The sequence below is a fragment of the Chroococcidiopsis sp. [FACHB-1243] genome (assembly GCF_014696895.1).
Classification (GTDB): Bacteria; Cyanobacteriota; Cyanobacteriia; order Cyanobacteriales; family Chroococcidiopsidaceae; genus Chroococcidiopsis.
Window position 1 is genome coordinate 57423 of sequence record NZ_JACJQX010000017.1, and the last position, 26403, is coordinate 83825.

Genomic DNA, 26403 nt, shown 5'->3' on the forward strand with positions numbered 1-26403 from the left:
GCTTCCTTGTCCCCCTTGTCCCCCTTGTCCCCCTTGTCCCCTCTACTCAAAAGCTCCATTACTGTTAGGAGTAATAAATTATGACTTCTCTTTTGACAACATCTTCAAGTAGATTAACTATTTCTGCGCGGATTGAGGAACGCTTGCGCCAAGGCGAACTGACTCAGGATCGAGTAGACGAGTTTAGAGATTTTCTGGTCGAAGTCGATCGCGAATTCATGCAGCACCGCATCATTACTAATAACCCCTATACCCGTTGGTTTCGCGAGGGTAGGGCTACCGACGAGGAGCTAGTCTACTTTATTCAACAGTTTTCAGTCTTTTCTAATCAATTTCTGATTGCTGCTTTACAAAAAGTCATTAACTCACCGACGTTGCAACAATCGCGTGCTAGCCGAGAAATTTTGCTCAACGAGCTAGGCGTAATCTATCGCAAGCTAGGACAGACAGGTAGTAGCCGCGTTACCCAGAGTGCAGAAAAAGACCACGAAGGAGAACCCGAACTGGTCAGCACGGAGGGTACAGTAGACGGTGGAATTTGTCGTTTTCCAGCAGCTCATTTTGAGTGGCTAGTTGGTGTTGCTGAGGGGCTGGGTCTGTGTTATGCCGACATTGGTAAGCGCAAGCATGGTAGTCCTACAACTTTGCACTTCTGCGATGAATTAATCCGCCTCTACGGTAGCGCCGATCCGCAGATTGCTGAGGGTGCTAGCTTTGCAGTCGAAAACTGGGCGGCGGCTGGCTTTTGGCAAGAACTAGAAGATGGCTTGACGCGCATCAAGCAAACGCGGTATCCGCACTTGCGCCTCGCATTTTTCACCTGGCACAACCGCGTCGAGGCACAACACGCCGGACACACGCTGGAGGAACTGGAGGAAGTTTATTTCAAACCAGACTTCGATCGCACCAAATTTATCCAAGGTGGTCGAGAAATTCTCGATGCGATCGCTGTCTTTTGGGACGGACTGAATATAGGGAGTAGGGAGTAGGGAGCAGGGAGTAGAGGGGCAGAGGAGATTCAACAATTTCCAACTTACGGCTTACGAATTAGAACTGATTAATTATGGCTAGCATATCTTCCTTTCCCTATATTGGCACGATAAGCTCGATCCGAGCCTTTGTTCAGCTTTTTCGGCTGCCAGCTGGCATTCTTGCAGCTGGGGCAGGCTGTGCCACAATTTATGCTCTCGATGGCACAGTTGCACTACCACAATACCTGCTGACGGCAATTGTTTTAATTTGCATGACCTCTGCTGCTTGCGGCATCAATGACTACTGGGATTTAGCTAAAGACCGCATCAATCACCCCGATCGCCCTTTGCCTTCCGGTCGGCTTTCGCTGCAACAAGCTTGGTGGCCTGCGGTAATTCTGTTCGGCTGTGCCGCGATCGCTGCTATCCCTTTGGGTTTCTTTCCCTTCGTTTTAGTCGCTGTCAGTACTACTTTGCTTTGGAATTACTCACATTTAATAGCATATAATGGTATTTTTGGCAATCTAATTGTAGCTGCAACTATTGCGGCTTTGATTTTTCTGGGCAGTTTGGTTGCCTGCCGACCATTAGCGATGCTCTATCCAATGGGGTTTTTATTCTGCTATGCCTTGGCTAAAGAAATTGTCTGGGACGTGCATGATGCGGAGGGCGATCGCATTCAAGGGATTGTGACAGTTGCAAATCGGTGGGGAGATCGAGTGGCTTTCGCGATCGCTTGGAGCTTGCTGGGGGCGTTGATGGGTTCTATACCCGTGGCGCTTCGCTTCTTGTCGATGGCACGTCCCCTGTTATTTGCCACGTTCTCGGCGATCGCCTTATTGAGTCTGGGAATGGCGCTGGCGCACTACCAACAGCAACGTAGCGAGAGCGCTTACCAAAGATTTAACTTCTGGGAGCGTTTAGGTACGGCATTTGGAGTCATCGCCCTGTTAGGTACTGCCTGAGAAGGCAGGAGATGAACGGTGAAGCAATTATCGTTGGCACAAATAGTAAACTGTGGAGTCGATCGAGAGACAGCGATCGCAATTCTCCCGCAAGTCGAGCGGTGGCTGGCTGCCTTACCTGCTGTGGAGTGCTGGCAGCAGCTAACTCGTCACATCCTCAAGCCCGATTGCCCCTTTGCATTGCACGAACTCCTTTACGAAACTACCTTCTCCGACTGGGACGCATCCCAGAAACCTGCTCCTGCTTGGTTTCCCTCTCAAGAAGAAATTGAGTCTACCAATATCGCTGCTTTAATGCATCAGTTGCAAATTGCCTCCTATCGAGAATTTCATGCCTGGTCGGTGCAGAATCGCGATCGGTTCTGGGAGATGACGATCCAACGATTGGGTATTCGTTTCCGGCAGAAGTACGCTCAAATTGTCGATCTTTCGCGAGGGGTAGAATTTCCTCAATGGCTGGTGAATGCTCGTTTCAACATTGTTGAGAGCTGTTTTCAAGCGCCTGAAGATTCTGCCGCAATTGTCTTTCAACAGGACGGCGGTTTGCTTTCCACCATGACTTATGGAGAACTGCACGCCTTGACCAACCGAGTTGCTAATGGGCTTGTGGACTGGGGCTTCCGTCATGGGCATGGCGATCGCGATCGCCATGCCCATGACGGCGGAATCTGTAGCGATTTACCTGGGAATTATCAAAGCTGGCTGCGTGGTGGTTTCTATCGCCGATAGTTTTGCTGCTAACGAGATCGCCATCAGATTGCGTATAACTCAGGCAAAGGCAATTTTTACCCAAGACTATATTCAGCGTGGTAGCAAACAGTTACCTCTTTATAACAAAATTGTTGATGCCGATGCCCCTAAAGCAGTCGTGCTGTCGCTCGATACTTCCGTGTCTGGAACACTGCGTTCTAGCGATTTAGCTTGGCAGGAATTTCTCAGCTCAAACGAACGATTCGATGCCGTAGCCACCGCACCGGAAGCTTATACTAATATCTTATTTTCCTCTGGCACTACGGGAGAACCCAAAGCTATTCCTTGGACTCAAACAACACCCCTCAAATGTGCAGTTGACGGACATTTGCACCAAGATATTCACCCTGGAGATGTCGTAGCCTGGTCAACCAATCTAGGTTGGATGATGGGACCTTGGCTGATTTATGCCAGTTTAATTAATCGGGCAACTATTGCTCTCTACTACGACGCACCCACCGAGAGAGGATTCGGTCAATTTATTCAAGCGGCACGGGTGAATATGTTGGGGGTAGTACCCAGTCTAGTCAGCATTTGGAAAACAACTGCTTGTATGCAAGGGCTTGATTGGAGTGCGATTAAAGCATTCAGCTCGACGGGCGAATGTTCCAATCCACAGGACATGCTGTTTTTGATGTCTTTATCGGGATACAAGCCGATAATCGAATACTGTGGTGGGACTGAGATTGGTGGAGCTTACATCACTGGGACGCTGGTACAGCCTGCGGCTCCTGCAACTTTCACAACTCCTGCACTAGGATTAGATTTTATTATTTTCGCAGGCGATCGCCCTACTAACAAAGGCGAGTTGTTTATTATCCCCCCTTCCATCGGACTTTCTACCACATTACTCAACAAAGACCATCACCAGGTCTATTTCGCCGATACTCCCTCTCTTCCGTCTGCTGTCAGGGCGGGTTTACCAGACCAATTGGTGAATCAACAAATATCCTCCCAAGAAATCACGCCCCTACTTTCTACTCCCCTGCGCCGTCATGGAGATTGGATCGAATGCCTACCCAATGGGTACTATCGCGCTTGCGGTCGCGTTGACGACACGATGAATTTGGGAGGTATTAAGGTCAGCGCGACTGAAATCGAGCAAGTCCTCAATTCTGTAGCGGGAATTTATCAAACTGCCGCGATCGCTGTCTCTCCTCCAGAAGGGGGTCCTAGCCAGTTGGTAATTTTTGCGGTGGTTGCACCAGATCGACAGCAGGACAAAGCAACGCTCAAAACCCAGTTACAAAAGGCGATCGCTTCGCAGCTCAATCCCCTGTTCAAGATTTACGATCTGGCGATCGTTGATGCTTTACCTCGCACTGCCTCAAATAAAGTGATGCGTCGTGCCTTGCGCGATCGGGCTTCTAGCACAAACGTATTTAACAAATAACGAATGAGAGCCATAACGCGCTAATCTTATGAATGACTGAGATTGCTATATGGCTAAATTCAAAGTTTTTGTGACTCGTCGCCTGCCGATCGCCTTAGATCGACTTGACCAAATTGCTGATGTCGAAGTTTGGTCGGAGCGCCAACCACCTCCTGACGACGTGTTACTAGAAAAGATCGGCGCGATCGATGGTTTGCTGTGTCTGCTTACCGACCGGATCGATCGACACTTAATAGAGGCAGGAACGTCACTCAAGGTCATTAGCCAAATGGCAGTTGGCTACGATAACATTGACATCCCAACTGCGACTGCCAGACATCTTCCCGTAGGTCACACGCCTGATGTTTTGACAGATGCGACCGCAGACTTTGCTTGGACGTTGTTGATGGCAGCAGCACGGCGAGTTGTGGAGGCAGATCGGTTCGTGCGTGCGGGTCAGTGGCAGACTTGGGAACCGGACTTGTTGCTAGGAGCGAATATTGCTGGAGCCACTCTAGGTATCGTCGGTTTGGGGCGGATCGGTCAAGCAGTAGCTCGCCGTGCTAAAGGGTTTGACATGCGAATTTTGTATGCAGAGCGGCAGCGTTTGGAAATAGAACAATCTCTCGGTGCAGAGTGCGTGACATTCGATCGCCTGCTGCAAGAGTCAGATTTTGTGACGATTCACGCTCCCTTGACTGAAGATACTTATCATCTTTTTAGCCAGCCGCAATTTCAGCGGATGAAGCGATCGGCAATTTTAATTAACACGGCACGAGGACAAATTGTAGACTCAGAGGCTTTGTATCAAGCACTGAAGGAGCGACAAATCGCTGCCGCAGCCTTGGATGTCACCGATCCAGAACCTATTGCGCCTCAAAGCTTGTTGCTGACGTTGGATAACCTGATAATTACGCCTCATATTGCTAGTGCCAGCCGTCCGACACGAGAAAAAATGGCAAGCATGGCGATCGCCAATCTTGTTGCTGGACTTAGGGGCGATCGTCTGCCGCATTGCGTTAATCCTGAAGTGTATCAATAGCGATCGCCAGAAAAAAGACAGCATTTGGACAGTGCGATCGGTATTCTCGTCTGAGAAAAAATTATGCGTGACTAGCTGAATTAGATCGATTGAGAGGAGACACGTATCTTAAGTTAAGTTTATTGCCGATCGCCTCGGGGTGAGTGCTGAATGCAATTCGATCTACAATTCATTGAAATGTCCTAGTTTTTATAGCAAAAATCCTTTTTACGAGTGCAGATTGTCAGTTGAAATCATGTTAGCTCAGTCAATTTTATTACTTAACTGCTTGCAGTAGTTGCATGTAAAATTAAATTTCACTGTAATTTTATACCTTTAGGTGGATTGCAAAATTTAAACTGATGCGATCGAAGATACATCTTGAATTCGGTTGCAAACCTCCGCGATCGGCAGATATTATGTCATCGGCAGACGAATGATACATTTCTTAAAAACCCGCTGTTCTAATGAACTTAAACAAGCTAAGGCGTAAGCGAGGGATCGTTTTAACTCGTGAAGGATGGCAAAAGTTTCAGAACGCAAAACTAGAGTTAGAGTTTCATCAAAAGTATGGGGAAAAATTTACACTCGAAGAATTAAGCGGACGCACTCAATTAACAACTGCTACCCTCGCCAAAATACTAACTCGTGAAGAAGGGGTTGACAAGCGAACCCTAATTAATTTATTCGCAGCATTTAACTTAGAGCTGAATACAAGTGACTATTCACAGCCTAGCCTAGATGCAAAGCAACCAGAATGCGCGATCGCATTTACACATCAAGACTGGGGTGATGTGATTGACGTATCCATATTCTACGGACGTGCGGCAGAACTAGCCACATTAGAGCAATGGATTATCGAAAGTCGCTGCCGAGTCGTAACGCTGTTGGGTGTGGGAGGCATTGGTAAATCTACTCTAGCGGCTAAGTTAGCAGAACAAGTTAAGGATAAATTTGAGTTTTTTCTTTGGAGATCTTTGTCCAATGCTCCATCACTCAAAGATCTTCTCGATAGCTTGCTGCAATTTTTCTCCAACGAGCAGCAGGTTGAAACCGCTTTGCCAGACAATAATAGTCGGAGATTGTCGCAACTGATCGATTATTTACAAAAATACAGATGTCTACTATTACTCGATAACACTGAAACAATTATGCAATGTGGCGTTCAAACTGGGCGCTACTGTCAGGGACGTGAAGATTACGGTCAGCTTTTCAAACGGTTGGGAGAAGTTCCCCATCAAAGCTGCGTGCTGCTTACTAGTAGGGAAAAACCTAAAGAATTAGCCTTATTAGAAGGAGAAGCACTACCTGTTCGATCGCTACAACTGAGTGGTTTAAGTAAGTTAGAAGTAGAAAAAATCTTTCGCCTCAAAGGAATCTCCGGTTCTGACGAAGAATGGCAAGCATTAGCCGAGCGCTATGCAGGCAATCCATTAGCATTAAAAATTATTGCTACGACTATTGGAGATATTTTTAATGGTAGCATATTAGAATTCTTGCAACAAACTACTATAGTATTTGGCGAACTACGCGAACTTTTAGAACAACAAGTTGAACGGTTATCAGATATAGAGAAAGAGTTAATATATTGGCTGGTCATCAATCGAGAGCCAATCTCGATATTGCAATTGCAAAATGATATTTTCTCTCAGTTAACATTGACAAACTTGTTAGAGGCTTTGGAGTCGTTAAGGAGGCGATCGCTAGTTGAGAAAAGTGCGGCGCTTTTCACCCTCCAGCCTGTAGTCATGGAGTATGTGACGGCTCAATTGATTGGATTGATTTGTGCAGAAATAGTCGATCAAAAGAGCGTCATTCTTAGCAAGATAGCTTTATTAAAAGTCCAGAGTCAAGAGCGGATAAAAGCTGTTCAAATTAGCTGTCTGATCGAGCCAATTCTAGAAGAATTACTGACTATTTTTAGAACCAAAAGTCAGATTAAGCAACGGCTATCTCAACTTCTAGGTAAGTTAAGAATAGAATCTCCCCATGAACCAGGATATACAGCGGGAAATCTGCTCAATCTACTTTGTTATCTCCAGACAGATTTAACTAATTATGACTTTTCTCATCTGAATATTTGGCAAGCCGATCTGCGCCAACGCACCTTACACAATGTAAATTTTGCCTACGCCGATCTCTCCAAATCTATATTTACTAAATCCTTTAGTAATATTTCCGCGATCGCCTTTAGTGACGATGGTAAAGTTTTGGCTGTGAGTGACGCTAGAGGCGAGATTTGCTTATGGCGAGAATTTATCGATGGCGAACAAATTTTGAGCTTGCAAGGACATACAGATTGGGTACAAGCGATCGCCTTTTGTCCCGATCGCAAAATCATTGGTAGTGTTAGTACTGACCAAACCTTAAGATTATGGAATATTAGCACTGGTGAATGTCTGAGAACTTGGCAAGGGCATTCTGAAAGAATACATTCAGTAGCATTTAGTCCTCAAGGTCATGCGATCGCTAGTAGTAGCGACGATCGCACGGTAAAGTTGTGGGATACCAGCACTGGTGAATGTATGAGGACAATGCAAGGACATACAGACTGGGTGTTTTCAGTCACATTTAGTCCTCAAGGTCATATCTTGGTCAGTGGTGGCAGAGATCGCACGATTCGCTGTTGGGATGTCAATACTGGTCGAATTGTGCAAACTTTACAGGGGCATACTGGTTGTATCCGCACAGTTGCTTTCTGTCCTGATGGACAAACTTTTGCCAGTAGCAGCGACGATTGCACGGTGAAAATTTGGGATGTTAGTACTGGAAAATGTTGCCAAACCTTGCACGGACATACGGGTTGGGTGTTGTCAGTATGCTATAGCCCAGATGGACAAATTCTTGCTAGCAGTAGTAGCGATCGCACGATTAGATTGTGGCGTGCTGTCACTGGTGAGTGTATCAAAGTTTTGTCAGGACATGCTGGAGCAATTCAGTCAACTACTTTTAGTCCCGATGGTAACACTCTAGTCAGTGGCTGTGACGGTCAAACAGCTATGTTATGGGATGTTAGTACTGGAGAAGCCTTGAGAACTGCACGAGGATATCACGACGGTGTATGGTCGGTAGTCTTTAGTCCCGATGGTAAAACTATAGCGACTAGCGACAATAACCAGAAGGTAAAGCTGTGGGATACCAGCACTGGTCAATGTCGCAAAGCTTTGCAGGGACATACGGGTTGGGTCAGAACAGTTACCTTTAGTCCCGATGGACAAACTTTTGCTAGTGGTTGTGACGATCGCACAGTAAAAATTTGGCATAGCAACAATGGGCAATGCTACCAAACTTTGGAAGGTCATGCTAGTCGGGTGAAATCAATTACCTTCAATCCTCAAGGAAACGTTTTAGCTAGTGGGAGTGACGATCGCACAGTGCGACTTTGGAATCTTAGCACTGGACAATGCGTGAATGTTTTGGAACACACTCATGGAGTGTGGTCTGTTGCCTTTAGTCCTCAAGGTAAAATCTTAGCCACTGGCTGCGACGACCAAAAATTATGGTTGTGGGATTGTAACACTGGCGGCGAATGCTACAAGATTCTCCAAGGTCACGCGGGTTGGATATTGTCAGTGATTTTCTTACCGATCCCCCTAACCCCCCTTGAAAAGGGGGGCGAAGAGGGAATCTTGGCTAGTGGCAGTAAAGATAAAACTGTGAGATTATGGGATGTTAGCACTGGTCAGTGTCTCAAAATTTTAGAGGGACATACAGGTTGGGTAACATCAGTTGCCTGCTCTGCGCAAGCACCTGCGGCAAACAGTCGAGATAGCCCAAATCTGTTGGCTAGTGGTAGCACTGACGCAACTGTCAAATTGTGGAATGTTAGCACTGGTGAGTGTGTCAAAACTTTTCAGGGACACACTCACTGGATTCGGTCAGTTGCATTCTGCCCTCAAGGTAAAATTCTGGCTAGTAGTAGCGAAGACGAGACAGTTAAGCTGTGGGATATTTCGACTGGTGAGTGCATCAGAACTCTTAGGAGTAAAAAGCCTTACGAAGGCATGAACGTTACTGGCGTTACAGGTTTAACAGTAGCAGCGATCGCCTCTTTAAAAGCTTTAGGCGCAGTTGAGCATCTAGAAGAATAGTCACTAGGGGGTGAGTGAAGCATGGATAACTCGGCACTTGTCTCCCTAGTTAATCTTTGCTTTACTTAAAAACCCAAATTTGTCTACCACCTATAAATAGATTTTTATCAAAAAATACATTAGAATTATTGAGAAAAAGTCTCTAAAAATCCGAACCTTGGTGCAAATAGACCTATCTGCATCGAGTTTCGGAAATTTTTCTGGATGCAACTCGTCTAAATCTAACCAAACAGCAGCAAATTCCAGTAGGGCTAAGAGTATAAAAAAACACTTGATTTGTCTATGGACTTGCTAAAACCAAAACGCAGTCGAGGTGTTATTCTCACTCGTGAAGGATGGCAAAAGTTTCAGCAAGCAAAACTCGCTTTAGAAATACTGGAGAAGGCTGGCAACAAGTTCACGCTGGAAGAATTAAGCGATCGCACGGGTTTAACGACTGTTACTCTGGGAAGAGTAATGAGTTGTAAAGAAGCAGTTGACAAGCGCACGCTTGTCAGCTTGTTTATGTCATTTAATCTAGAGTTGCAAAAAAGCGACTATGTTAACCCCAACCAAGTTAACACAAACCAAAATTTGGAGGAGCCGCTAGAAGTTCAGGTTACTCCTAAGCGACAAGATCTCAAAGAAGCAATTTGCGTTTCAGTATTCTACGGGCGTATAGAAGAAATTGCCAAGTTGGAGCAATGGGTGCTGAAAGATCGCTGCCGAGTGGTGGCACTATTGGGCATGGGGGGAATTGGTAAAACTTCTCTGGCTGTCAAGCTGGCAACACAAATTCAGGATCGGTTTGAATACGTCCAGTGGATTTCGCTACGAGACGCGCCACCTGTCGAGACTGTTTTGGCTCAAGCGATCCAATTTTTATCTGATGAGCAAGAAATAGATTTATCAGAAAGCATTGGTGAGAGAATATCGCGATTGCTTTTCTACTTGCGATCGTCTCGCTGTTTGCTGATTCTCGACAATGCCGAGTCGATTTTGTGTAGTGGTAGTCGAGCCGGACAATATCAGGAAGGATATGCAGGTTATGGGGAACTGTTAAAAAGGGTGGGAGAAACTCCCCATAATAGCTGCTTGCTGTTGACAAGTCGGGAAAAACCTAAAGATTTAGTCCCGCTTGAAGGCAAAGGATTGCTCGTGCGATCGCTTCCATTGAATGGTCTAAAGGCGACGGATGGGGAGAAAATCTTTAGAATTAAGGGGGTTTCTGGAGCGATCAAAGAATTAGAAGTACTGGTCGATCGCTATGCAGGGAATGCTTTAGCATTAAAAATAGTGGCGACGACGATTCAAGATGTATTTGATGGTAGTGTTTCGGAGTTTTTGAAACACAATACCGTAGTTTTTGGCGATATTCACGAACTTTTAGAGCAGCAGTTTGAGCGGTTAATAGATTTAGAACAGGCGATCGTCTACTGGCTAGCGATTAGTCGAGAACCAGTTTCACTGTCAGAATTGCGATCGGATTTTGTCACGCCAGTATCGCCAGCAAAATTTATAGAAGCTGTAGAATCTCTGTCACGGCGAAGTTTAATTGAAAAAACTGAGGCGCTTTTCACCCTCCAGCCTGTAGTCATGGAATATGTAACTGAGCGATTGGTGGCTCAGGTTTGTTTGGAGATTTGTAGTGAAAAAATTACTCTGTTCAATTCCTATGCCCTGATGAAGGCTCAAGGCAAAGACTATGTTAAGGATACTCAAATTCGCTTAATTCTTCAACCAGTTAGCGATCGCCTGTTGAGTATATTGAGAACGAAAAAAAGTCTAGAAAAGCAGCTAAATAAAATTAGAGTAACGCTGCAAGAGCGATCGCCATTAGAACCTGGGTATGCAGCAGGAAATATTCTCAATTTGCTTTGTCATCTGGAAACTGACTTAAGTGGCTATGATTTTTCTAACCTAAGTGTTTGGCAAGCAGACCTACAGCGGGTGAAATTGCACGATGTCAATTTCCAAAACGCCGATTTAGCTAAATCTAGTTTTGCTGAAACTTTTGGTGGTGTTGCATCGGTTGCTTTTAGCCCTGATGGTAAACTTTTGGCTATGGGCGATAGCAATGGCGAGATTCGCTTGTACCAAGTTGCAGATGGCAAACCAGTCCTCACCTGTCAAGCACATAATAACTGGGTTACATCACTTGCTTTTAGTCCTGATGGCAGTACCCTTGCTAGTGGTAGTAGCGACAGCAAGGTAAAGTTGTGGGAGATCGCCACAGGTCAATGCCTTCATACCTTACAAGGACATGAGAATGAAGTGTGGTCAGTTGCATGGAGTCCAGATGGTAATATATTAGCCAGTGGCAGTGACGACTTCTCGATTCGGTTGTGGAGTGTCCACAATGGTAAATGCCTTAAAATCTTCCAGGGACATACAAATCATGTAGTCTCGATTGTCTTCAGTCCTGATGGAAAGATGCTAGCCAGTGGTAGTGCTGACAATACTATCAGGTTGTGGAATATCAATACTGGTGAATGTTTCAAAACTTTTGAGGGACACACTAATCCAATCCGCTTGATAACCTTTAGTCCTGATGGACAAACACTGGCGAGTGGCAGTGAAGACCGCACAGTAAAGTTATGGGATCTCGGCAGTGGTCAATGCCTCAAAACTTTCCAGGGACATGTTAATGGAGTATGGTCGGTTGCTTTTAATCCGCAAGGCAATCTTCTAGCCAGTGGCAGTCTCGACCAGACAGTCAAGTTGTGGGATGTCAGCACTGGTGAATGCCGCAAAACCTTCCAGGGACATTCTAGTTGGGTATTTTCAATTGCTTTCAGTCCACAGGGCGATTTCCTAGCCAGTGGTAGTCGCGACCAAACGGTAAGGCTATGGAATGTTAATACGGGTTTCTGCTGCAAAACTTTCCAAGGGTATATCAATCAAACACTCTCGGTTGCCTTTTGTCCAGATGGGCAGACTATAGCCAGTGGTAGTCACGACTCTTCGGTTCGATTGTGGAATGTTAGCACTGGTCAAACTCTGAAAACTTTTCAGGGACATCGGGCTGCCGTGCAGTCAGTTGCATGGAGTCCCGATGGTCAAACGCTAGCCAGTGGCAGTCAAGACTCCTCGGTTCGATTATGGGATGTCGGCACTGGTCAAGCCTTGAGAATTTGCCAAGGACACGGGGCTGCAATCTGGTCGATTGCGTGGAGTCCTGACAGTCAGATGTTGGCAAGTAGCAGCGAGGATCGAACAATAAAGTTGTGGGATGTCAGCACTGGTCAAGCTCTAAAAACTTTTCAGGGGCATCGTGCTGCAATTTGGTCAGTTGCTTTTAGTCCGTGTGGGAGAATGCTAGCAAGTGGCTCTTTAGACCAGACTCTCAAGCTGTGGGATGTTAGCACCGATAAATGTATTAAAACACTTGAAGGACATACGAACTGGATTTGGTCGGTTGCATGGAGTCAAGATGGTGAGCTGATAGCAAGTACCAGTCCAGACGGAACCTTAAGATTATGGAGTGTCAGCACTGGTGAGTGCAAAAGAATAATACAAGTAGATACGGGTTGGTTGCAATTAGTTGCCTTTAGTCCAGACAGCCAAACGCTAGCAAGTAGCAGTCAAGATTACACCCTCAAACTCTGGGATGTCAGCACTGGTGAATGTCTCAAAACTTTGCTAGGACATACGGGTTTGATCTGGTCAGTTGCATGGAGTCGAGATAACCCAATTTTGGCTAGCGGTAGTGAGGATGAGACAATAAGATTGTGGGATATAAAAACGGGTGAGTGTGTAAAAACTCTGAGAGCTGAGAAACTCTACGAGCGCATGAACATTACAGGGGTTACAGGTTTAACCCAAGCGGCAGTGGCGACGCTGAAAGCGTTGGGGGCAGTTAATTAATAATATTTGGCAGATGTAATTCATGGTTAGACAAACTACGTCAACAAGTTGAACAAAAATCAGCAGTTTTGTAACCTGTGTTCGTTAGGTTTTGCTTGTGTACTCGCTGTCGCTCTTACGGTTTTAACTGTAAGATAAAAAATTTGCAATCAGAGATTGTAGTGTAAATCACATAGAGTTTTGATGGATAAAGCTATCGCTCTACCCATCCTACAACTGAGCGTAACGACCTACTAAAAGATATCGATTGCTGGCTAAGCCTGCTTTATTAAGCGAACAGAAGTGAAATCTATCAGTGAGCAGTTTCGAGATCGTTTGGCAGTCCTTGTGCGAATTCCTGGAAGAAAATGCTTTCCAAATCAAACTCCATGTCATCCAAGATCTTGAAGATGCTCTCAGTTAGGCTGCTTGTATCATAATTGCAATCCAAAGATTGCCGATCGATCGCTGTAGCTGTTAAAGTTGCCATGATTTTCTCCTTGTAATTGAGTAGTTTTGTTGAGAGTGTTGTGGACGAGTTTTGGTTGTACGCGAATAGCTGATAATTAGATTTCATCAGTGTTTGTTTGCTCTAATGCTTTCAACACATGCGCTAGTTCCTCCTCTGATATGTAATCTTCACTAGGCGGGCTGAAACACAGCAGTGCAGTCTCGTAGCAAGCTCTTGCCACTTGGACACGCTCATCAGACGTAAGCTCAGTCATCATATCCACTGTCTCGTCTACGTGTCCGACATCATTACCAATACCACTATGTACCCGCAAGCAACGAGTGGCATGGGTATTAGGTAGCAGCAAAGCCTCTACCCTTTGGATGTAATCTTCTTTGATCCCCATAGCTAAACGCTCCATTGTATAAGAATAACCAGCACAACCAATTGGATCTCTTGCCTGTACGCTCCGAGTGAAATAATTTACCAAAGTTGCTGCTGCTGGGGGAACAAGTTCTTTCACCACAGCCTCAGCCTTATATCCCATTGACTGAATATCGAGCAGGGCAAGTCGGTCGTGACCCGCTTCCTCACTGGCTTTTTGTGCAGCCCACCCAGCTAGAACCATGCGTCCGGCTGAAGCGAAGCGCCAAGCAGCTGTCTCCATCAGTTGTTGCGTGGGTTGGCATAGATGATAAGAACCTGCTAGTCGCCATACCCAACGTGTGGGGGTCAAGGCTGGTGGTCTGCGGCGAGTCTTCACCCGACTCCAAGCTAACGCTATTGCTCCATCCAACTGCTTTTGAGTTTTAGCTTTGTTGCTTGCGTCAACTGACTTTTCAGTGAAGATAATGCCTTGTTTTGCAGAACTAGGTTGATGCACCCAACTGCGTTTAGTGGTCTTCACTATTGTTGTATCAGCCGCAAAACCCGTCGATGCATCATCAGTTGCAGATTGTTGGTTACTATTAGGCTGGCTATTATTAGATGTATACTGCCAAGAGCGGCTAGCAGTTTTCACCACCGTTGTATCAGCTACGAAACCCGCTGATTCAGCACTCTTGAAAGAAGTCATGTCACTTGGCGATGGTATAGAAATCTCAGATGTTTGTTCGCCAGCCTCAAACTGTTCGGTCATTTGCACTTCCTCGGTTTGATGTTTAGCGTTCATTGTTAGCGAACTAGCTCCAATAAAGGTTGACAAACAGCTTTAATCGTGCATCAAAAAGTATTGGACGACTTTCCTCATCTCTAAATAGCAGATTTATTTGCGATTATGAGGACAAGATACGTAGTGCTGCTGTTGATTTCGCCTTGCCTTCTCGAATGCGTCTATCGAGAGAGGCGTTATGAATTTCAGTTTGCTAGCTTCAAGATAATTTTCCAAGCAAAGATAACAAAGTTAAGGAAAAAACTTGAATTTGTGGATGTCAACAGTAGCTGAAAGCTAAAGCTGGAAATAGTTTCAGCTTTCCAAAAGTGTACGAAAAGACAAATTTTTATAATTTCTTAACATTCTTAAGTTTTAGATTGTCGGCTTAACTTGCTTAAATTTTAAAACTTTATAAAATTCACGAGGGTGAGCAGATAACACCAGTTTAGTTTGTCAAATATTAGTGATAAGGTATGATTATTTTACTGTGGCGATCGCGACATAATCGCCACAGAGGATACAATAACGCTTCAGTCACAGCTATGCGATCGCCAAAAGTTAAGCAAGCAATCTAAGCAATTTCTTGAGTATCGATAAAAAAACTAACTTTAAGAACGTTAGCCAATTCTAGCGTTTAGAGTAGCTAATTGCTGAAATCCTTTTCAGATGGAAGTTAGAGCAACTTCTAGCAGAAGGATTAAATAGAAATTTCAATTTTTTGCTTATCTTTTTTATCTTTACTTGCTAAAACCCGACCCAAGTAGCACATTGGTAGTCACTGGCAACAATTTACACGCAGACAGCAAACTCTACAGTCAACCAAAGGATTGACGTCAACACAACTCAGCTTCTACTCTCTCACATGGTAGAGGTTTTTAGGTGATGCAGCGGTTTAATTACTACAGAGACTTGCTTACAGATTATTCCAAGCCAGATTTGATTTCCAACGAGTTAGCGGTAAAGCTACTCAACGATGCAGAAGCATACATATCTCTGCGCGAGGAGACACTTCCTCAAATTACCACAAACTACAGCCTAGTACAAATAGAACGAGAAAACAAAGATTGGTGGTCAACGCATTGTGAAGCTTGGCGACAAGGGCGGGCTGATATTTTAGCAAGGGAGTACACTGATGAACTGGTATACCTTTGTGCGGACGGACCTTTTTACGGCAGAATCGCAGCGAAGCACAGAGAAGAACATTGGTGGGCAATTACCGCTCAACCGGGTGTCACGATGAGTTGGCCCATTGTCATGTTCCATGATGAAGTTGTCTATACGGAATGGTGCTGTATAGATAACGAGAGCAATGAAACAATTGCTAGAGGGAATGAGACTATACTACGACGCGGACACCGAGGCGGCTGCTATTTGAAAAGCTCGCATTTAGATTTTTCTCGCGATGTTTATGCACCAAGCGAATTTTTGTACTGGCTCAGACGCGAACCAGAAACTTAGTAGTTATTCGGACACAAAGCTAACTCAAAGCATTGTTTTTAAGTATTGAGGAGTGAAAGAATTTCAAATTTGATTGAATGTAGGAAAAGCTAAGAATAAAGTTGTAGTTTCTTTAAGTAATGGGTGTGATTTTATGAACTCTAATCGCTTACTTGAGAGCCAAGAATTCCACACTGTCGATATAGACTCGCTGATTGAAAATGCTAGGATGGTAGGATTTCAAAAGTTCTTGCTTCAGTCTCATCCTCTTTTGAGTAAAGTTTTTGAATTTATCGAAGCACGTTATTGCGATTCAATTAGTCTGCGAGAGGTGGCTGAAGCGGTTGGTCGTTCTCCGGCGTACTTGACTGACCTGGTGCGACGGGAAACCGGAAAAACTGTGCTGAGCTGGATTGTGGAACGCCGCATGGCAGAAGCACGCTGTCTATTACTTGAAACTGGTCAGTCAGTAGAGCAGATTGCTGAAGCAGTAGGTTATTTTGATAGACGGCATTTCAGTCGCTTGTTTCTCCGGTTCCACGGATTGACTCCACAAGCTTGGCGGAGAAAATATCAAAGTAGGAGCGTTCCACTTTTGCAAGTAGACCTGAAAGAGGAAAAGCCAAGCAATCTGATTGAGCAAAGAGCCAAAACTATAACTGCTGTAGAAGCTCAAAGACTACAGGTTTGTATACAAGAGATTGTTGAGATTCTGTATCAGAACATAACAATTGGTCAAGAGAACTTGAATGAGGCATTTCTGTAGAAACTTGTAGATGCTATTTATTGGGGGTTGTTCAAATCATGAACCAACATCTATTTCACGATGAAATTACTCTGGCAGAACAAGCAGAAGAATTAGCAAAAAAGGCAATTAAGTTAGGATTAATCCCAAGTTTTGTTGTTCGACATTTTCCAGATAGTTGGGAATTCTATATCCCTAACGAAAAGGAATCTGCTGCTCTGACTCCAGAAGAAGCATATCTTCAGTTAAAGAAACTAACTGGAAATTTTAGCAAGTAGAGACGGAATAAATCTGCTAGTCTTCACTTCAATTGAGAACCAGAAAAAAGATAGCAGACTTGTCCCCAAAGTTTAGCCCTTGTGTTTGTATTTAGAGAGACATAAACTAATACAAAGTCACGTTCCTAACAACCAATAGACGGAAGCAGTGCGGAACGTATTGTGTATACGATCTATGTCTTTCACAATACGTTCCGCTTTTTCATATTTATGAAAATACAATTGGTCAGCCAATCGAGAGCTGAGAAAAACTAGTTTTTATTTAACCTTGTTTATTTAAGTCGCGATGACCGTAGACGGAGTACGCCTTGTTTCAATCAATCGAGTTGATGAGAAAAATGGCAAAAATTATCCAAATCGACTTCAAGCGCGATCGCTCGCAGAAGAAAACAGCTAGTAGCAGAACAGTTATGCTAGATTTTACCCAAGCGCTTGCTCAAGTTCCGGGGCTAATCCAGAAAATTTGGATGATTAACAACGAAAATACTTCAAAAGCAGGGGGTATTTATTTGTTTGAGGATGAAGCGAGTGTTTTTGATTATTTTAACGGACCAATATTTAATCGAATTATCAGCGATCCAAACTTTGAAGAGATTGTCGTTAAATCATTCGAGCTTAATGAAAAATATAGCTTTCTAGCCGAAGGTTCTGTTACCGATCTACTCAGAGGTTTAAGTGGTTTCAAGTCAAATAGTTTTAAAACTAGTGAAAGTATTTTGTTTCAATAAGAAATATTTTATGTTTCATGACTGTATTAGTGTAAATGCGATGGACTGAATCTGACAATTTGATTTAGTAGGAAAATTGTAACAGATGGCTCTCATATTTGCTCCTCCACAAACTCAGCGTTCTCTAAAGCTTCTTTGTTGCTATGTGAATAGCACTCGAAAGATTCAGATTCTCCGAATTGCAAATGTTTCGTATTGTCACTTTGAGCGCGTTATTTTCTCAGGTCAACGTATTTTATTTGAGGCTCCGAGAAATGCTCATTTAGAAATCCATACATGCGACATGTGCAGTGCTATTCTGTCGGATAAGATACCCTGCGATCGCCTCCGAATAGATTGACTGGCAGCGCTGTTTTGAGTAAATTTAAGTTGGATTAAAGAAGGCGATCGTAAAAATAAATGTCGCTACGACTAAATTAATGAATTCATTAAAAAAATTATAGAAATAAGTTTTTCAATATACGTATTTGTTTGCCTGCTCTCCTGTAGTTATCCATTTGGCGAGGTATTAAGCAATGTCCATGCAAGATATGGTTAAAGGTGTAGAGAAGTTCCGAATCAATTACTTTTGCTCTCACCAAGAGATGTTTGGGCGGCTAGCTCAAGGTCAAGCTCCCCAGGTACTCTTTATCACTTGCTCTGACTCTCGAATCGATCCAAATCTGATTACTCAAACTCAACCAGGCGAACTGTTTGTCATTCGCAATGTTGGTAACATCGTTCCACCTTTTGGTACTGCAAATTTTACTGAAGCAGCAGCAATTGAATATGCGATTCAGGCTTTAGGAATAAAAGATATTATTATTTGCGGTCATTCTCACTGCGGCGCTATGAAGGGGTTGTTGCAGTTAGGTAGCCTCGCTCAAGAGATGCCTTTGGTTTACGAATGGTTACACCATTATGCAGCAGCCACTCGTCGCCTAGTTCAGGATAACTATCAAGAATATGAAGGTGAGGAACTTTTAAGTCTTACCGTTAAGGAAAACGTTTTGACGCAGATAGAAAACTTAGAGACTTACCCAGTCATTCGCTCTCGACTGCGATCGGGGCAACTCTTTCTTCATGCCTGGGTTTATGAAATTGAGAGTGGAAATGTTATTGCCTACAATGCCAACTTAGGTCAATTTGTCCCGATTAAAGACCCACTACCTGTGCCTGACCCCATAGCTGGCGTGCGCTCAGGTTTATCGGAGTTAATGGAGTTGTAAAATATGAACTTTATCAAGCCTAATAATGCCCTAGAGCAGTGCAAGCGTTTGCTCAATAAGGCAAGAAACACATTTAAAGGAAAGCATCACCTGTACACTGGTGAAACACTAAATTGGTTTCAAGTCATTTTACGGCTTGAAAGAACAGTTATTCCCGTCATTTTTCCTTGGGTACTTTTTTGTAGTGGATATGGTTTTTTTATATCATTAATTCACTATTTTGACACAGATATAGTATTTCCCGAAAAAAATGGTGTTATTACTAATGCCATTTTAAGTTTCAATGTGGGTCTAACTTTATTGTTAGTTTTTCGCACGAATACAGCTCACGATCGCTTTTGGGAAGCCCGCAAGCTTTGGGGAAGGCTAGTCAATACGGTTCGGAACTTAGCTCAGGGAATTTACATAGTTATCAAAGATAGCTCGCCTCAAGAAAGAGTAGAAAAAGAGGCAATTCTCAAACTGTTAGTTGCTTTTCCAATTGCTATGAAATTACATCTAAGAGCAGAAGTAATGGACAAGCAGTTAGCCTCATTGATGTCTGAAAATCAGTACTTTAAACTCAAAACTGTTCGCCATTCTCCACTACAGATTGTCTTTTGGATTAGGGATTATCTGCAACATCAGTACGAACGTAATTGTGTGAACATCTATCAATTAACTGCTTTACACGCTCTGTTAGATGAGTTAATCAACATTTTGGGAGGCTGCGAACGCATTTTGAAAACACCACTACCTTTAATCTATTCCATTAAATTTAGACTGCTGGTATTAATCTATTGTTTAATATTACCGCTGGAATTAGTGAAAAACTTGACTTGGTGGACTGGTTTAATTATGGCTTTTGTAAGTTTCACCTTGTTAAGTATTGAACAAATTGGCTCAGAAATAGAAGAACCTTTTGGGTATGATGCAAATGACTTACCCTTAGATGTAATTTGCAACACTATGCTACAAAATGTTGAAGAGTTAATTGCAGTTGCTCCCAGCAGCAGTTGTTCTTGGCGAGTATAAGATTGCGAACGAGTTAACATCTAATAATTTCTTGATCGGCACGAAAACATAGCAATTTTAGCTATGCTGTTGCCGATCTAGAGATTGCATGTGAGCAGGCGATTGAAGAAATAGTTGGTCATTTTTGAACCAAAGGGCGAATTCCACCACCGCGAGGGATGGCAGCCTATCGGCGCAGCAAGAGTGTAATCGAGGCGATCGCATTTTTGCCATTTGCCATCTACGCGCCAACCTATGCGATCGCCGAAGCGCTCGATAACTGTATTATCCTGAGCAATGGTGGTATTAAGAGAACCACCCACGTTTTGATAAATCTGCATCTGCACGCTGAAGCCAAAACGACCCTTGCTATAAGTTGTCCAGAGGCTATCAATTACGTGCAGTTCGTTGCAGGGAAATTGCTTCACGTCTTCAGGGGTGATAGATTCAAGCTCTCGCTGCCCTGTTATCGCTAGGATGACCCGAATAGTCTCCCAGTCTGCTTCTTGTAAATTCCCTGCTGCTAATAAATCTCGTAGCTTTTTGTATTTGTGGATATCTGCAACTAGTCGCAAATTATCCTCTGACTGAGTAACTCGTTCGCTAAGGCAAGAGAAAAGCTGGTTGAATTGCTGTAATTGCTCTTCCATCGCGGCTAAACGAGCAATGACTTCGGATTCATGTGTAGTAGACATTAGATTCCTAATTAAAGTACTTGTTTTGAGTTTCTGATAAGATAAACAAACGAGCAGCTACTTGTTTTATTGCTCTATTTCTCTATCCCTTGCAGTCTTCAGCTCTCGAAGGCATTCTTGTCCAGCACCGACAAGGAATCCTAAACTAGCACCAATCAAAGCATATTTTTTATGCAAATTTTGGTAAGACTGGCTTTCGTACTGAAGTTGATTAAAGTTACGCTGACCAATTTTGGTAGCAGCTAAACTAATAACTACGCCGACAAGAGCGGTCATAATTCCTGACAAAATAATTAGCCTGACCTTCATAGTTGTCCTATAGAGTAAATTGGATTAGTGGTGTAAGAAAAAGGAATAGAACAGATAGAAAATGGTGATAGCAAACAAGATGTGGTTAAGATAGTCGTTGAAATTCCATTTACGAAACATTACCGTTACCTCGGAATACTACTTGACTAAATCGAATAGTTCATTCGTTTTGAGAAGAAGCTTGAAAATTGGGAAGAGCCTGCTCCCTCTCGTCTTGAATCTGCGGTTGTTGAAATCCTGGCTCGCTAGGTGTACCTGATTTACCTGATTTTAAGAAACGCTCTTCTAGTTTCTTGATCGTGACGTACAGAACTGGTACTAAAAACAAGCTTAAGATTGTCGAAATGAGGTAGCCACCAAAGAGCGCTGTCCCTAAAGACCAACGACTCATTGCTCCAGCTCCTTTAGCAATTACCAGGGGCCAGAAACCGACGAGACCAGCAAAGGCAGTCATCAGAATCGGTCGCAAGCGTTCTTTAGCAGCTCGAATTGCTGCCTGGGTAATATCCATACCTGTCTCTAACGACTGGTTGGCAAATTCTACAATCAGAATTGCGTTCTTACTCGCCAGACCAATTAACATCACCAAAGCTACCTGGGCATAGATATTATTGTTAACCGCTGGCCAAACTCCACCAGCTTGAAAAATATTTGCCCGTATGACAACTGCACCAATAGCACCCAAGATCGCCAACGGTACTGTAATCATAATGATCGTGGGATCGACGTAGCTTTCATACTGAGCGGCTAGCACCAGAAAGACCATCACAAAAGCTAAACCAAAAATAATCGGTGCAGCACCCCCAGAGGATTTTTCTTGAAAAGCAGTTCCCGTCCAGGCGTAGCCAAATCCCGGTTGCAACACTTCTTGAGCAACCTCTTCCATCGCTTGTATGGCTTGTCCTGTACTGTAGCCTGGTGCTGCTGCGCCTTGGATTTTGATCGCAGGATAGGCGTTGTAATGGCTCACAATTGGCGGATAGTTCAATCTTGTCAAGTTTACGACATTGCTCAGTTGGACTAGGTTGTTATCTTGAGAGCGTACGTATAAACGACTTATATCCTCGGGATTAGAGCGCACCGTTCCTTCTGCTTGGGCATAAACTCGATACAGCCGCCCGCCAAGAACGTATTGGTTAATGTATCGTGCGCCTAAATATGTCTGTAAGGTATTGAAAATGTCGTTAATTTCGATGTTCTGTGCCTTGGCTTGGCTGCGATCGATGGAAATTTGCATCATTGGCGTACCGAAGGTAAATTGAGTAAACACTCCCGCCAATTCTGGTCGTTTCTGGGCTGCGGCGATCGCCTTTTGAGTATTGTCGATCAGCGCTTCCATAGGTAGGGCAGCTTTATTTTGAATGTATAACTCAAACCCACCTGTAGAACCTAATCCATCCACTGGTGGTGCGTTGACGGCAATTGCCCGAGCTTCTGGAACTTTTGCCTGTAACCCCTGGTTAACCTTTTGCAGAACCCCAAAAACTGACTTATCTGCACCAGGACGCTCCTCCCAGTTTTTCAACTTAACGAATAGAAGTGTCTTGTTGCTAGCATTTCCTTCAAACCCAAAGCCAGCAGTGCCAAATGCATGTTCGACTTCGGGTAACGGCAGCATCACTTCTTCAGTAATCCGCGTCAGTAGGTCAGCACTGTAGTTTAAAGACACTCCTGCTGGAGCTTCGACAATCGCAAACAAATAGCCCTGATCCTCTTCAGGAATAAACCCTTGCGGAGTTGTCTGATAGATCCAACCCGTCGCGATCAATCCGGCAATAAAAACAGGAATGACAAGCAGCCGAATCCGAATCAGAAATTCTACTGTCTTGGTATATCCCGTTTTGAACCAGTCAAAAACCTGATTAAACCAACGAAACAACACTCCCAAAGGTCCGTGTACTTCCTCCTGCCTTCTTAGAATGATGGCTGACATACTAGGAGAAAAACTCAGGGCGTTAAAGGTAGAAATGGCGATCGAGAAAGCAATAACCAGAGCAAATTGCTTATAAACAATTCCTGTCGTACCAGGGAAGAAAGTCACGGGAATAAACACCGCCATGAGTACAACTGATGTCGCGACAACTGCTCCTGTCAGTTCCCCCATAGCATCTAGGGCTGCTTGCAGTGGTTTCATTCCTTGAGCTAATTTTGCAGATATTGCCTCCACCACCACAATTCCATCATCTACCACGAGACCAGTTGCTAAGATGATGCCAAACAAAGTTAACTGATTGAGACTAAACCCTAATACAAACGCTAAAGCCATTGCTCCGACTAGCGACACTGGAATGGCGATAGCAGGAACAAGGGTGGTGCGCCAGTCCTGTAAAAAGATAAAGATGACTAAGAACACCAACGCGATCGCATCGATCAGGGTTTTGAGGGCTTCATCGAGGGAAGCTGCCACGAATAAAGTATTATCTAAGGCAACTTCTGCTTTCAATCCAGGCGGAAAATTCTGTTCTAGCTCCGCCATTTTTTCTTTGACCAACTTAGCAGTGTTCCAGGCATTCGTACCAGGAAGTTGGTAGACTAAAAGACCGACTGCTGGCGCGCCGTCGAACATAGCATTGGTGCTATAGTCTTGCGCCCCTATTTCGGCTCGACCTACATCTTTAATTCTGATCAGCGTGCCGTCCGCACCGACTTTCACCACAGTGTTTTCAGCTTCTTCGGGAGTCGTGAATCGACCAGCTGCTCTCAGGGCAAATTCGTAACGCTGTTCGGAGGGAGTGGGCTGCTGACCAATTTTGCCTGCTCCTACCTGAATATTCTGTTCCGAAATGGCATCGATCGCATCCTGAGCCGTCAATTGTCTAGCGGCAAGGGCATCGGGGTCAAGCCAGATCCGCATGGCATACTTCCGTTCTCCCAGAATTACGGCGTTCCCTACCCCCTCGATCCGCTTGATTTCATCGAGAATTTGGCGATCGACATAGTTACTCACGAAAACAGGATTGTATGTGAATCGATCGTTCTTATCCTTGTCGGAATAAAAGGCGTAAGCAATCGTAATCGTGGGAGATTGTTTTTGGGTGATGACACCAGTTCGGTTCACCTCTTCAGGTAACTCGGCTTGAGAAACGGCAACATTATTTTGGACAAGAACTTGAGCGGTGTTCCTGTCCATTTCCGTTGGGAAAGAGATGTTGATACTTGTATCACCATTATTCGTCGTTTGAGAGGACATATAGACGACCCGCTCTGTGCCATTGATTTGCCGCTCCAGAACGGTGGTGACGTTTTCCTCAGAGGTTTTGGCATCACTACCCAGGTAGTTAGCAGTTACAGTCACCTGCTTGAGAGCCATTTCCGGCAACTTATCTAAGGGCAGCAAGGGAATACAAATTCCGCCGATCAAGAGAATTAGTACAGTGCAAACTGTAGTTAAGATCGGTCTTTTGATGAAAGTGTTAGCAATACTCAACAGCATAGTCCAGGAGTTCCTATTAATTGTTGGGACTGTGGAAGTGTTGGGACAATAGAACAAAGCTATTGCTTCAGATTTAGGATTCAGACGCTATCGGCTGAACGGGGGCGTTATCTCTTAAGTTCAAAATTTCCGTGATAGCAATCTTTTCTCCTGGCTTAACTCCATTGAGTACCTGGTAATTCTGACCTTTGATGTTTCCCAACTGTACGGGCTTTTGCCGCACGACTGTTTTGCTCCCTTGTTGCTCAACGCTATAAACAAAGCTTTGGTCGCCGATCGTAAATACGGCATCTGTAGGGATTAAAACTCCCGGGCTTTGGTTCCAAATCGCTATTGCTTTGACAAATTCCCCATCACGTAAATTACCATTACGATTAGAAAAGCGAGCCTTAGCTAAGATTGCTTGATCCCCAGTGTTGACTTGAGGGTTAATAAAAGAAATACTGCCTGTGGCTATGCGCTTATTTGTGTTGGGGTCGATCAATTCTACGGGCAACCCTAATTTTAGTTGAGATGAGTGTTTGATCGGAACAGAGAGCCGTAGGTCTACGGAGTCGTTCTGGGTGATATTGGTCAGAGTTTGACCAATATTAACGTAGTCTCCCACTTTGACAGGAAAATCTCCAACTACGCCTGCGATCGGTGCTAGCACTTGTTTGTACTGAAGCGAAACATTGACAGCATTCGCTTCTGCCTGAGCCTGCTTAATTTCAGTCTTCATCTGATTAGAGCTGGATTTGGCAGCTTCTACATCTTCTTCAGCAGCGTGGAGGGCTGCAATGGCTGTATTCAAATCTCTATGCGCAATATCTAATTGCTGCCTAGCTTGTACTCCTTCGTTGACTAGTCGCTCGGCTCGCTGATACTGTATCTTCTGAAGTTCTACTTCCGATGCAGCTTTAATTTTGTTAGCTTCTGCTGCTTTTAGTTGCGCTAGAGCAGTGATACTAACTGCTCTAGCAGAGTTGACCTTAGCAGTAGCACTGGCATATTCTGCTTGAGTGCGATCGGATCGGAGCTGTACAATTGGCGTTCCCTTGTCAACTCGATCTCCATTGGAGACGTGAATTTTGACAATCCGACCCTCAATCTCTGGTTGTAGGACAACTCTCTTGACAGCTTCTAACGTTCCGACAAATTCAGAATTATCTTGAACTAAACTAGATTTGAGTGTTTGCAACTTGACAGGAATAGCAGCAGGGGATTTGCTTGCTGTAGCAGGAAGCGTACTCGATTTGCAGCCACTAGTGAAGGTGGAAGCTAGAAGGGCTACACCTAGTACTTTTGCTGTTAGTAAAGCGTTGTATTTCATTTTAATTTTCCATTAGTATACTTTTACTTTTTTTACTTTGACTTGATATCTTTTGCTAAATATTAAGTGGAAATAAAGTCGTAGCTTTGTTTTTATAATGTAAATAAAAATTAAAAAAGATTAAGTAGTAAAAAGTTGTTCTGTTTCAAGCATATGAAAAAAGAATTTGAGCAATGAGGGGATCGCACTGGTAGTATTTAGCCTCGTGTTTGACGGTCGATGTATACTCGCTCATTCTAAGAGTGAGGCTGCAAGGTCACTAGGGTTAATATTTCTGAGTAAGTTTGTTTTTTTTTGCTCAGTACAGGATAAAAACTGAAAAAATGTAGTGAAGAAAGGGTTTCATCAAAAACGCCACATTATTTGGGTAATTATTCGAGTGGTTTTCCAACTAATAAATTAAATTGCTTGCAAAGCAGCTTTTAACAAATTCAATTGACGATCGCCTGCGATCGCTAGGAATATTAATAACAAAATGTAAGTCAATCGGATTTAAAACATTGAATTTAATTTCGTCACGATCGCTCGATTTGTCATACTTCTTTTGTACAAAGAATACAGACTTGCTCCGAAAGAGCAACCCTTGCGATCGGACTTGGTAATTCTTACTATCTTAGTTAATCGTAAGAGCGAAATCGCCACTCCTAATTCTAAGATTTACGGACT

At 43.9% G+C, this 26403-nt stretch carries 18 protein-coding genes and 1 pseudogene; 13 read left to right on the forward strand and 6 right to left on the reverse strand.

Annotation, left to right across the window (positions count from 1 at the left end):
• Nucleotides 1-80 precede the first annotated feature (80 nt).
• The 6 genes and pseudogenes from H6G17_RS14420 to H6G17_RS14445 all read left to right on the forward strand — a co-directional run bounded on the left by H6G17_RS14420 (nucleotide 81) and on the right by H6G17_RS14445 (nucleotide 13016).
• Nucleotides 81-989, forward strand: a complete 909-nt coding sequence (locus H6G17_RS14420) for a hypothetical protein (RefSeq protein ID WP_192158230.1) — start codon at nucleotides 81-83, stop codon at nucleotides 987-989.
• A gap of 74 nt (nucleotides 990-1063) precedes the next feature.
• Nucleotides 1064-1936, forward strand: coding sequence for a geranylgeranylglycerol-phosphate geranylgeranyltransferase (locus H6G17_RS14425; RefSeq protein ID WP_192158232.1), 873 nt, complete (start codon nucleotides 1064-1066; stop codon nucleotides 1934-1936).
• An 18-nt stretch (nucleotides 1937-1954) separates the two neighbouring features.
• Nucleotides 1955-4079: pseudogene (locus tag H6G17_RS14430) on the forward strand (AMP-binding protein).
• A 49-nt stretch (nucleotides 4080-4128) separates the two neighbouring features.
• A complete protein-coding gene (locus tag H6G17_RS14435) occupies nucleotides 4129-5100 on the forward strand; it encodes a D-glycerate dehydrogenase (protein WP_192158234.1) in 972 nt (323 codons plus the stop codon).
• 446 nt (nucleotides 5101-5546) lie between these two features.
• Nucleotides 5547-9170 carry an NB-ARC domain-containing protein gene (locus H6G17_RS14440; RefSeq protein WP_192158236.1) on the forward strand — a complete coding sequence of 1208 codons (3624 nt, stop codon included), beginning with the start codon at nucleotides 5547-5549 and terminating at the stop codon, nucleotides 9168-9170.
• Between the two features lie 282 nt (nucleotides 9171-9452).
• Nucleotides 9453-13016, forward strand: a complete 3564-nt coding sequence (locus H6G17_RS14445; protein WP_192158238.1) for an NB-ARC domain-containing protein — start codon at nucleotides 9453-9455, stop codon at nucleotides 13014-13016.
• 292 nt (nucleotides 13017-13308) lie between these two features.
• Here the strand turns inward: H6G17_RS14445 and H6G17_RS14450 are convergent, their stop codons facing one another.
• Nucleotides 13309-13485 (reverse strand): hypothetical protein, encoded by a 177-nt coding sequence (locus H6G17_RS14450; RefSeq protein ID WP_015155310.1) that lies wholly within the window; start codon nucleotides 13483-13485, stop codon nucleotides 13309-13311.
• A gap of 76 nt (nucleotides 13486-13561) precedes the next feature.
• Nucleotides 13562-14617 (reverse strand): hypothetical protein, encoded by a 1056-nt coding sequence (locus tag H6G17_RS14455; protein ID WP_015155309.1) that lies wholly within the window; start codon nucleotides 14615-14617, stop codon nucleotides 13562-13564.
• 864 nt (nucleotides 14618-15481) lie between these two features.
• On the opposite strand from H6G17_RS14455, the gene H6G17_RS14460 reads away from it, so the two are divergent.
• The 7 genes from H6G17_RS14460 to H6G17_RS14490 all read left to right on the forward strand — a co-directional run bounded on the left by H6G17_RS14460 (nucleotide 15482) and on the right by H6G17_RS14490 (nucleotide 20009).
• On the forward strand, nucleotides 15482-16057 hold the full coding sequence (locus H6G17_RS14460; RefSeq protein WP_015155308.1) for a hypothetical protein: 576 nt from the start codon (nucleotides 15482-15484) through the stop codon (nucleotides 16055-16057).
• A gap of 133 nt (nucleotides 16058-16190) precedes the next feature.
• Entirely contained in the window at nucleotides 16191-16802 is a 612-nt protein-coding gene (locus H6G17_RS14465) for an AraC family transcriptional regulator (RefSeq protein ID WP_015155307.1), read from the forward strand.
• Between the two features lie 38 nt (nucleotides 16803-16840).
• Nucleotides 16841-17059, forward strand: coding sequence for a hypothetical protein (locus H6G17_RS14470; protein WP_015155306.1), 219 nt, complete (start codon nucleotides 16841-16843; stop codon nucleotides 17057-17059).
• A gap of 356 nt (nucleotides 17060-17415) precedes the next feature.
• Nucleotides 17416-17787 carry a YdhR family protein gene (locus tag H6G17_RS14475; RefSeq protein WP_347276432.1) on the forward strand — a complete coding sequence of 124 codons (372 nt, stop codon included), beginning with the start codon at nucleotides 17416-17418 and terminating at the stop codon, nucleotides 17785-17787.
• An 85-nt stretch (nucleotides 17788-17872) separates the two neighbouring features.
• A complete protein-coding gene (locus H6G17_RS14480; RefSeq protein WP_015155304.1) occupies nucleotides 17873-18127 on the forward strand; it encodes a DUF1830 domain-containing protein in 255 nt (84 codons plus the stop codon).
• Nucleotides 18128-18302: 175 nt separating this feature from the next.
• Nucleotides 18303-18995 carry a carbonic anhydrase gene (locus H6G17_RS14485; RefSeq protein ID WP_106544666.1) on the forward strand — a complete coding sequence of 231 codons (693 nt, stop codon included), beginning with the start codon at nucleotides 18303-18305 and terminating at the stop codon, nucleotides 18993-18995.
• Between the two features lie 3 nt (nucleotides 18996-18998).
• Nucleotides 18999-20009, forward strand: a complete 1011-nt coding sequence (locus tag H6G17_RS14490) for a bestrophin family ion channel (RefSeq protein ID WP_192158240.1) — start codon at nucleotides 18999-19001, stop codon at nucleotides 20007-20009.
• 77 nt (nucleotides 20010-20086) lie between these two features.
• Here H6G17_RS14490 and H6G17_RS14495 read toward each other — a convergent pair whose 3' ends face one another.
• The 4 genes from H6G17_RS14495 to H6G17_RS14510 all read right to left on the reverse strand — a co-directional run bounded on the left by H6G17_RS14495 (nucleotide 20087) and on the right by H6G17_RS14510 (nucleotide 25737).
• Nucleotides 20087-20683 (reverse strand): GUN4 domain-containing protein, encoded by a 597-nt coding sequence (locus H6G17_RS14495; protein ID WP_192158243.1) that lies wholly within the window; start codon nucleotides 20681-20683, stop codon nucleotides 20087-20089.
• Nucleotides 20684-20749: 66 nt separating this feature from the next.
• Nucleotides 20750-20959 (reverse strand): hypothetical protein, encoded by a 210-nt coding sequence (locus H6G17_RS14500; protein WP_242038392.1) that lies wholly within the window; start codon nucleotides 20957-20959, stop codon nucleotides 20750-20752.
• A gap of 193 nt (nucleotides 20960-21152) precedes the next feature.
• Complete coding sequence (locus tag H6G17_RS14505) at nucleotides 21153-24425, reverse strand: efflux RND transporter permease subunit (protein WP_192158245.1); 3273 nt, start codon at nucleotides 24423-24425, stop codon at nucleotides 21153-21155.
• Nucleotides 24426-24498: 73 nt separating this feature from the next.
• A complete protein-coding gene (locus H6G17_RS14510; protein ID WP_192158247.1) occupies nucleotides 24499-25737 on the reverse strand; it encodes an efflux RND transporter periplasmic adaptor subunit in 1239 nt (412 codons plus the stop codon).
• Nucleotides 25738-26403 lie beyond the last annotated feature (666 nt).

What these genes read in the sequence shown, in the direction of transcription:
- H6G17_RS14490 (WP_192158240.1), top strand. Translation starts at nt 18,999, where the DNA reads ATGAACTTTATCAAGCCTAATAATGCCCTAGAGCAGTGCAAGCGTTTG.
- H6G17_RS14445 (WP_192158238.1), top strand. Translation starts at nt 9,453, where the DNA reads ATGGACTTGCTAAAACCAAAACGCAGTCGAGGTGTTATTCTCACTCGT.
- H6G17_RS14440 (WP_192158236.1), top strand. Translation starts at nt 5,547, where the DNA reads ATGAACTTAAACAAGCTAAGGCGTAAGCGAGGGATCGTTTTAACTCGT.
- H6G17_RS14455 (WP_015155309.1), bottom strand. Translation starts at nt 14,617, where the DNA reads ATGAACGCTAAACATCAAACCGAGGAAGTGCAAATGACCGAACAGTTT.
- H6G17_RS14470 (WP_015155306.1), top strand. Translation starts at nt 16,841, where the DNA reads ATGAACCAACATCTATTTCACGATGAAATTACTCTGGCAGAACAAGCA.
- H6G17_RS14505 (WP_192158245.1), bottom strand. Translation starts at nt 24,425, where the DNA reads ATGCTGTTGAGTATTGCTAACACTTTCATCAAAAGACCGATCTTAACT.
- H6G17_RS14500 (WP_242038392.1), bottom strand. Translation starts at nt 20,959, where the DNA reads ATGACCGCTCTTGTCGGCGTAGTTATTAGTTTAGCTGCTACCAAAATT.
- H6G17_RS14425 (WP_192158232.1), top strand. Translation starts at nt 1,064, where the DNA reads ATGGCTAGCATATCTTCCTTTCCCTATATTGGCACGATAAGCTCGATC.
- H6G17_RS14495 (WP_192158243.1), bottom strand. Translation starts at nt 20,683, where the DNA reads ATGTCTACTACACATGAATCCGAAGTCATTGCTCGTTTAGCCGCGATG.
- H6G17_RS14485 (WP_106544666.1), top strand. Translation starts at nt 18,303, where the DNA reads ATGTCCATGCAAGATATGGTTAAAGGTGTAGAGAAGTTCCGAATCAAT.
- H6G17_RS14435 (WP_192158234.1), top strand. Translation starts at nt 4,129, where the DNA reads ATGGCTAAATTCAAAGTTTTTGTGACTCGTCGCCTGCCGATCGCCTTA.
- H6G17_RS14510 (WP_192158247.1), bottom strand. Translation starts at nt 25,737, where the DNA reads ATGAAATACAACGCTTTACTAACAGCAAAAGTACTAGGTGTAGCCCTT.
- H6G17_RS14450 (WP_015155310.1), bottom strand. Translation starts at nt 13,485, where the DNA reads ATGGCAACTTTAACAGCTACAGCGATCGATCGGCAATCTTTGGATTGC.
- H6G17_RS14460 (WP_015155308.1), top strand. Translation starts at nt 15,482, where the DNA reads ATGCAGCGGTTTAATTACTACAGAGACTTGCTTACAGATTATTCCAAG.
- H6G17_RS14465 (WP_015155307.1), top strand. Translation starts at nt 16,191, where the DNA reads ATGAACTCTAATCGCTTACTTGAGAGCCAAGAATTCCACACTGTCGAT.
- H6G17_RS14420 (WP_192158230.1), top strand. Translation starts at nt 81, where the DNA reads ATGACTTCTCTTTTGACAACATCTTCAAGTAGATTAACTATTTCTGCG.
- H6G17_RS14480 (WP_015155304.1), top strand. Translation starts at nt 17,873, where the DNA reads ATGGCTCTCATATTTGCTCCTCCACAAACTCAGCGTTCTCTAAAGCTT.